Annotated in this window: 6 protein-coding genes; all 6 read left to right on the forward strand. The window is 61.0% G+C overall.

The features are described 5' to 3' along the window. Window positions 1-280: 280 nt before the first annotated feature. The 6 genes from AC1RWL_RS31930 to AC1RWL_RS31955 all read left to right on the forward strand — a co-directional run bounded on the left by AC1RWL_RS31930 (window position 281) and on the right by AC1RWL_RS31955 (window position 6,771). Window positions 281-1,315: a LacI family DNA-binding transcriptional regulator gene (locus AC1RWL_RS31930; protein ID WP_493097492.1), complete on the forward strand. Its 1,035-nt coding sequence runs from the start codon at window positions 281-283 to the stop codon at window positions 1,313-1,315. Between the two features lie 157 nt (window positions 1,316-1,472). Beyond that, window positions 1,473-2,738: an ABC transporter substrate-binding protein gene (locus AC1RWL_RS31935; protein ID WP_493097461.1), complete on the forward strand. Its 1,266-nt coding sequence runs from the start codon at window positions 1,473-1,475 to the stop codon at window positions 2,736-2,738. A 139-nt stretch (window positions 2,739-2,877) separates the two neighbouring features. Beyond that, complete coding sequence (locus AC1RWL_RS31940) at window positions 2,878-3,750, forward strand: carbohydrate ABC transporter permease (RefSeq protein WP_493097460.1); 873 nt, start codon at window positions 2,878-2,880, stop codon at window positions 3,748-3,750. A gap of 1 nt (window position 3,751) precedes the next feature. Next, window positions 3,752-4,579: a carbohydrate ABC transporter permease gene (locus AC1RWL_RS31945; protein WP_493097459.1), complete on the forward strand. Its 828-nt coding sequence runs from the start codon at window positions 3,752-3,754 to the stop codon at window positions 4,577-4,579. A gap of 8 nt (window positions 4,580-4,587) precedes the next feature. After that, window positions 4,588-5,682, forward strand: a complete 1,095-nt coding sequence (locus tag AC1RWL_RS31950) for a nuclear transport factor 2 family protein (RefSeq protein ID WP_493097458.1) — start codon at window positions 4,588-4,590, stop codon at window positions 5,680-5,682. Window positions 5,683-5,685: 3 nt separating this feature from the next. After that, the gene (locus AC1RWL_RS31955; protein ID WP_493097457.1) at window positions 5,686-6,771 is read left to right on the forward strand and encodes an ABC transporter ATP-binding protein; all 1,086 of its coding nucleotides are present in this window, start codon (window positions 5,686-5,688) and stop codon (window positions 6,769-6,771) included. The last annotated feature ends 80 nt before the right edge of the window (window positions 6,772-6,851 follow it).

Consider the following 6,851-nt stretch of genomic DNA (forward strand, 5'->3'; position numbering starts at 1 on the left):
TCCGCTTGGGGATTTGATTTCGGTTTGGTGCCCGCGGTTGCTTCGGCAGGTGGGCGATCTTGGGTTGTTGCAGTCATGTGAGCCTCCATTCGCATACGTATGCTAGCACGGATGCGAATGTTGGCAATGGTGGGCTGCGGATTCTTTTTTCACGCCTCACGGCCAGACGTGATGCCTTCCACCGGAGGCAGCCGGACGTGCGACGATCGGATGCGCTTGCCTAAAGGGGACCGCGGGTCCTATGTCTTGGGGCAGGAAATGCCGTGAAGGATTGATCGATATGAAGAAAAGGCGTGTGACGTCCACCGATGTGGCCCGCAAGGCGGGCGTGTCGCAGTCGGCCGTCAGCCGCACGTTTTCGCCCTGGCCGACGCAATCCGGCGTGTCTGCGGAAATCCGGGAAAAGGTTCTGCGGGCCGCAAAAGAGCTTGGCTACCGGCCGAATGCGATTGCGAGATCGCTGATAACCCAACGCTCCAGGATTGTCGGCGTGCTGTTCAGCTATCTCGACAATCCGTTCTATGCGCGCGCCCTGGAATTGCTGTGCCACGGCCTTCAGGCGCGGGGCTATCACGCCCTCGTCTTCATGATGTCGGATACGCTGCAGGACATCGATTCTACTGTTTCGGACATCCTGCAATATCAGGTGGACGGGCTTTTGACCGCTTCCGTCGAGCTCTCCTCCAAGCTGTGCATCGAGTGCACCGAGCGGGGAATACCCGTCGTGATGTTCAACAGAAGCCAGGACGACCCGAGTTTGTCGGCAGTGACGACCGACAATATCGGCGGCGGGCGACTGGCGGCGAAAGCGCTTCTCGACGCCGGCTGCGAGCGGGTGGCGGTGCTTGCGGGTTGGGAGGGCGCCTCGACAAGCCGCGACCGGGAATTCGGCTTCCAGGCGGAGCTCAATGCGCGCGGCGCGCAGCTTTTCGAGCGGGCAAATGGCAACTTCAATCTGGAAGACACCGCGCAGGCCACGCGAGGTTTTTTCAAGGACAGGTCTCCGGCGGAACGGCCTGATGCCCTGTTCGTGATCAACGACTATATGGCGATCCGGGCGATGGACGTGATCCGCAACGAACTGGGTCTGCGCATTCCCGAGGACGTCAGCGTCGTGGGCTTCGATGACATTTCCTTGGCGGCACAACCGACCTATGGGCTGACAACCGTGCGCCAGCCGATCCACCGGATGGTCGAGGCCAGTCTGCGTCTGCTTTTCGAGCAGATCGAGGATACAGAGGCCCAACCGGAGCATGTGATGCTCGGAGCTCAACTGATCGAACGGCAGTCGGTTCGGGCCATATCCAACCCTTGATTTTTTCCTCGAAGAGGCTATTGCATTCGTATGCAAAAATAGTATCTTGCATACGAATGCGAGGAGCGTTCCAATCTTCAGAGGGAGTCTAGACATGATCACGAGAAGGCAAGTGCTTCAGGGTGGCGCTGGCGCCGCTGCCGCAATGACATTTGGAATGCCGCGCGGAGCGTCCGCGCAAATCCTTCCCGGCAAGCCGTTTTCCGGCGCCGTGGTCAACATTCTCCTGCCCCATGCATCCCAGTTTCGCGCCCATGAAAAGCGCTTTGCCGAATTCGAGGACCTGACCGGCATCAAGCCCGTCTATAACTACGTTCCCTACGCCCAGGTGCGCGACAAGATCGCCGCCGAAGCCGTGGCGGGCAGCTCCACCTATGACGTCGTCTGTTATCAGGATAGCTGGGGACCTTCGCTTTCGCTCTATCTGGAGCCCATCGATGCCTGGCTCGCGCGCGACAGCGTCGACATGAACAGCTATCCGCAGGCCTACAAGCTTGGCAGCGAGATCGACGGCAAGGTCTTCGGCCTGCCGATCCGCGGCCATCCGCAAATGCTTTTCTATCGCAAGGACCTGCTCGCCGCGGCCGGCGTCGAGCCGCCGACGACATGGGAAGAGCTCGTGACGGCCGCCCAGGCGGTTCAGGAAAAATCGGGCATTTCCGGCCTCGCCATGTATTACGGCAAGGGCAACGGCCAGCAGAACCTCTTCCTCTGGCTGAATTATCTCTGGGGCAAGGGCGGGGATCTCTTCACGCCGGACTTCAGCGAGACGCGGTTCACCGAGCCGGTCGCGATCGAGGCGACGCAGATGTATCTCGATCTTCTGCTGAAGCATAAGGTGGCGGCGCCCGGCTCCGTGCAGTTTGCAGAGGACGACGCGGTCAATTCCGTCGCCCAGGGCAACTCCGCGATGGTCATGGTCTGGTGGTGGGTCTATTCGGTGCTCACCAGCGACAAGTCCACGCTGAAAGCCGACCAGATCGGCTTCGCACCGATGCCGAAATTTGCCGACGGCAGCCCGGTTTCCTATGCGCTTTCGCTACCCTTTGCCGTCAGCGCCCTGTCGAAGCAGAAGGATGCGGCCTGGGAGTTCATGAAGTGGGTCTCCCGGCCGGAGCTGGAACAGGCCTGCGCTATCGACAAGTCCAATCCCGATACATCGGATATCGTCGTCACGCATACGGCCAGCTTCCTGGACCAGAAGGTCAACGACGCCAATTTCGGCCTGCACCGGGTCGCGGCAAAGAGCCTGGAAGGCTCCCGCATCATGCCGCAGCTGAAGGAATGGCCGCAGATCGGCACGACGCTGGAAAACACGATCTCGGATCTGGCGACGGGGGCGAAACCCGTCAAGGATGGGCTCGATGAAGCTGCGCGCGACATCGACCGCATCCTGCGCCGCGCCGGTCACCGCAAGGGCTGAGACCCGATACACTTTTTCCTGCGGTCGCCAGCGACTGGCTGCCGCAGGCCGACAATCCGGCGGACGGGCCGGCTGGAGGCGTCGATTGCCTTGCAATCGGCGGCGCCGGTCCGACGAACCGTAAAGAGGAGCTGTTCACTTGCTGGACAAACATCTGAAATATTGGCTTGTGGCGCCCGCCCTGATCATCATGGCGATGACGCTGCTCTACCCGCTCGTTGCCGGGTTCTGGTTTTCGCTGCACAGCTGGAACATCGCCCAGGAAGCGACACTGGGACCTTATGTCGGGCTGGAGAACTATCAGCTCATTCTGACCGACGATCCGGATTTCTGGGAAAGTGTCCGGGTGACCGGTATCTTCACCGTGTTTTCCGTGGTGATCACCCTGGTGCTGGCAATGGCGCTGGCGCTGCTTTTGTCGGGTAACGACGGTCTCACCATCAATGTCCGCACCCTGCTGGTCCTGCCGTTCTCGATGTCGCCGGCGCTGCTCGGCATATCCTGGCGCTTTCTGCTCAATCCGGAGTTCGGCGCCATTTCCGGGGGCCTCGGGGCGATCATCCCCGCATTGAAAGGCGTGCCCATCCTTGCAGATCCGACGCTGGCGATGGCGGCGCTCATCGCATCGGATGTCTGGCACTGGTCGCCCTACTTCATGCTGCTGTTCGTCGGCGCACTTGCCGCCCTGCCGCAGGAAACCATCGAAGCGGCGCAGGTCGATGGCGCCTCGCGGTTTCGCGTCTTCTGGGAAATCATACTGCCGCAGTTGCGACCGGTGCTGACGATCGCGATCCTGCTCAAGGCGATCTTCTCGCTCAAGGTGCTGGACCAGGTGGTCACGCTGACGGCGGGTGGGCCGGGCACGGCGACCGAAACGCTCGCGCATCTCGTCTACCTCACGGCGTTCCGGTTTTACGATCTCGGTTATTCCGCTGCGATCGCCTACCTGCTGGCCGCGGTTATGGGTGTGCTGGCACTTCTCTACACCCGGTTCGTTATGGAGCGCGCGTGACATGAACGTTCGGTCAAGAAACAGGCTTGCCAAGGCTGCGCGCTACGTCACCCTTGCCATCGTCGTGCTGATTTTCTTCGGGCCTATCGCCTGGATTCTCGCGACGGCGTTCAAGAGCGCACCGGATGTCTATTCGCTGAAGATATTCTTCACCCCGACCCTGCAAAACATCCGCGATTCCTTCGACACCCCGTTCCTCGTCGGCGAAAGAACCTGGAATAGCATCGTCGTGACGTTTTGCACTCTCGTCTTCTCGTTGCCGATCGCGACGGCCGCGGCCTATGCCTTCTCGCGCTTCCGGTTTCCGGGTGGCAGCATTTGGCCGATCGGCGTGCTGGCAACACAGTTCATCCCGCCGGTAGTCGTCATCATCCCGCTCTTCATCGTCTTCCGGCAGGTGAACCTGCTGGATACCAAGACGGCGCTGGTGATCGCCAACATGTCGTTCGTCGTGCCCTATGCGATCTGGATGATCAAGGGCTTCATCGACAGCATTCCGATGGACATGGAGGAAGCCGCCCAGATCGACGGCGCCTCGCGCCTCAGGGCGATCTGGGATGTCGTCGTTCCCGTTGCCCTTCCGGGCATCGCAACCGCGGCGATCTTCTGTTTCGTCGTCTCGTGGAACGAGTTTTTTTATGCGCTCGTGCTGACGCAGCAGGACGCGACCACCATGCAGGTCGGCCTGATGAGTGCGCGAACCGAACGGGGTGACGTTTGGGAAATCATGGCGGCGATGGGCCTCGTCATCATCCTGCCGATGCTGGTCCTCTCCCGCTTCGTTCAGAAGTATTTCACCAGGGGCCTGATGTCAGGCTCGGTCAGATAGGACGCAATATGCCCACGCCCGTATCACCAAGAATAAGCCAGGTTCGGCACGTCCCTATAGAGAAGCTGCTGAAGCCGGTCGAGCGCGGCTCGTTTCCCATGGAAGGCTTCGACGACGACTTTGGCGACATCATCGACTACATTTTCAAGATCACCCACTGGATCTGGGCCGACCGAGCCATTGGGCAGATCTATGATTATTACGCCGAAAACTGCGTGGTTCATACCGGCTTCGATGTGACCCATTCCGTGGAGGATGTCGTCACCGGCACGCTCGCCATGCTGCAATCCTTCCCCGATCGCGAGATGGACTTCATCAACGTTGCCTGGAGCGGCGATCCGAAAGACGGATATTACACCAGCCATCTCGGCTTTTCGCGCATGACCAATCTCGGCCCCTCGTCCTATGGGCCGACGACCGGAAGGTCCTCGCGCTTCTTCACGATCGCGGACTGTGTTTCCCGCGACAACCAGATCTTCCTGGAGTGGCTGATCCGTGACAATGGCGCGGTTGCAAAGCAACTCGGCGTCGATATTCACGATCTGGCCAAACGTCTTGCCAAGAACGATGCCCACCAGGGCAAGAAGCCATGGTTTACCGACAAGCTGGAGAACCTGCCGGCCGTGCGCAGCGCGCGCCAGCCGGCCCCACTGGACCGTCCGAAACTGGGCCTGGAAGACCGCCTGCGGCACACTTTGCACGACGCCTGGAACCGGCGTCTGCTGAACGTGCTGCATGATTTCTACGACCCTGATGTCATCGGGCATCTTGCGGGTGGGCGCGAGATCGCCGGCAAGGACGGGCTGATATACCATTACGTGCAACTGCTCGCCGCCATTCCCGACGCCGAATTCTCGTTCGACCATTACTGCGATGTGATCGAGACGGACGGTGTGCTTGCCGCTGTCCGCTGGTCGATCGTCGGGCACCACAGGGGCGACGGCCTGTTCGGCGCGCCGAGCGGCAAGCCGGTTTACGTGCTGGGAATGTCCCATTTCCGGTTCGAGGGAGAGAACGTGGTCGAGGAATGGACGCTCTATGACGAGCTTTCGATCCTGAGACAGATTTATGCCGAGCCGGCAACGGCTGACGGGGAGGAATAATCGTTGGCATCTGTAACACTGAAAAACGTGGCCAAGCGCTTTGGTCATTTCACGGCGCTCGAGCAGCTGGATCTCTCCATCGGCGATGGCGAATTCCTCGTCTTGCTCGGGCCGTCAGGTTGCGGCAAGACGACCACGATGCGCATGGTCGCAGGGCTGGAATATCCATCGAGCGGCGAGATCCGGATCGGGGACCGCCTCGTCAACGAGGTGCAGCCGAAGGAGCGCGACGTCGCGATGGTCTTCCAGAACTACGGCCTCTATCCGCATATGAGCGTCGAGCAGAACATCGGCTATCCGCTGAAGGTTCGGGGCATCGGCAAGGCCGATCGCGCAAAAAGGGTCCGCGCGGCCGCCGACAAGGTCGAACTCGGGCCGTTGCTGGCACGCAAGCCCCGGGAGCTTTCGGGCGGCCAGCGCCAGCGCGTTGCCCTGGCGCGCGCCATCGTGCGCACGCCGCAGGTGTTTCTGATGGACGAGCCGCTTTCCAACCTCGATGCCAAGCTGCGCGTGACGATGCGGGCCGAGATCAAGCATCTCCAGCATGAGCTGGGTGTGACCACGATCTACGTGACCCACGACCAGATCGAGGCGATGACGCTCGCCGACCGTGTGGCTGTCATGAATGAGGGCCGGATCCAGCAATTGGGCACGCCCGCGGAAATCTACGACACGCCGGCGAACCTTTTCGTGGCCGGTTTCATCGGCTCTCCGCCGATGAACCTCATCCCCGGCGCTGTTTCCGAGGGCACGTTCAAGGCGACGGACGTCTCCGTCACCCATCCCGATTTTGAAGCCGATGGCAGCAGCATTCTGGGAATACGGCCGGAAGACGTCGAGGTGGTCGACCCGCAGGGCGCGGGCATCGTCGGCAGCGTTTATGCCGTCGAGCTTACCGGCGAAGCCAATCTTGTCACGGTCATGGCCGGTGCGAGCCGCGTAATAGCCCGCGCTTCGCGGGCATGGGGCGGCAAGATCGGCGACAAGGTCGGTCTGCGGCCTGATCCGACACGAATACATCTCTTCGACCAGCAAACCGGCCTGCGTATCGAACCCCGGCGCGCACCGGCTGCAGGAAATCACATGTGAGCGGGACAGCGGACTGATGGCAAACGACAAGGTCACGTCGAACGATGTTGCGCGGCTTGCGGGTGTGAGCCAGTCGGCGG

It is taken from the genome of Shinella sp. GW821-FHT10F02, assembly GCF_058809275.1.

Coding starts and splice junctions, on each gene's coding strand:
- AC1RWL_RS31930 (WP_493097492.1), top strand. CDS start 281: ATGAAGAAAAGGCGTGTGACGTCCACCGATGTGGCCCGCAAGGCGGGC.
- AC1RWL_RS31935 (WP_493097461.1), top strand. CDS start 1,473: ATGCCGCGCGGAGCGTCCGCGCAAATCCTTCCCGGCAAGCCGTTTTCC.
- AC1RWL_RS31945 (WP_493097459.1), top strand. CDS start 3,752: ATGAACGTTCGGTCAAGAAACAGGCTTGCCAAGGCTGCGCGCTACGTC.
- AC1RWL_RS31950 (WP_493097458.1), top strand. CDS start 4,588: ATGCCCACGCCCGTATCACCAAGAATAAGCCAGGTTCGGCACGTCCCT.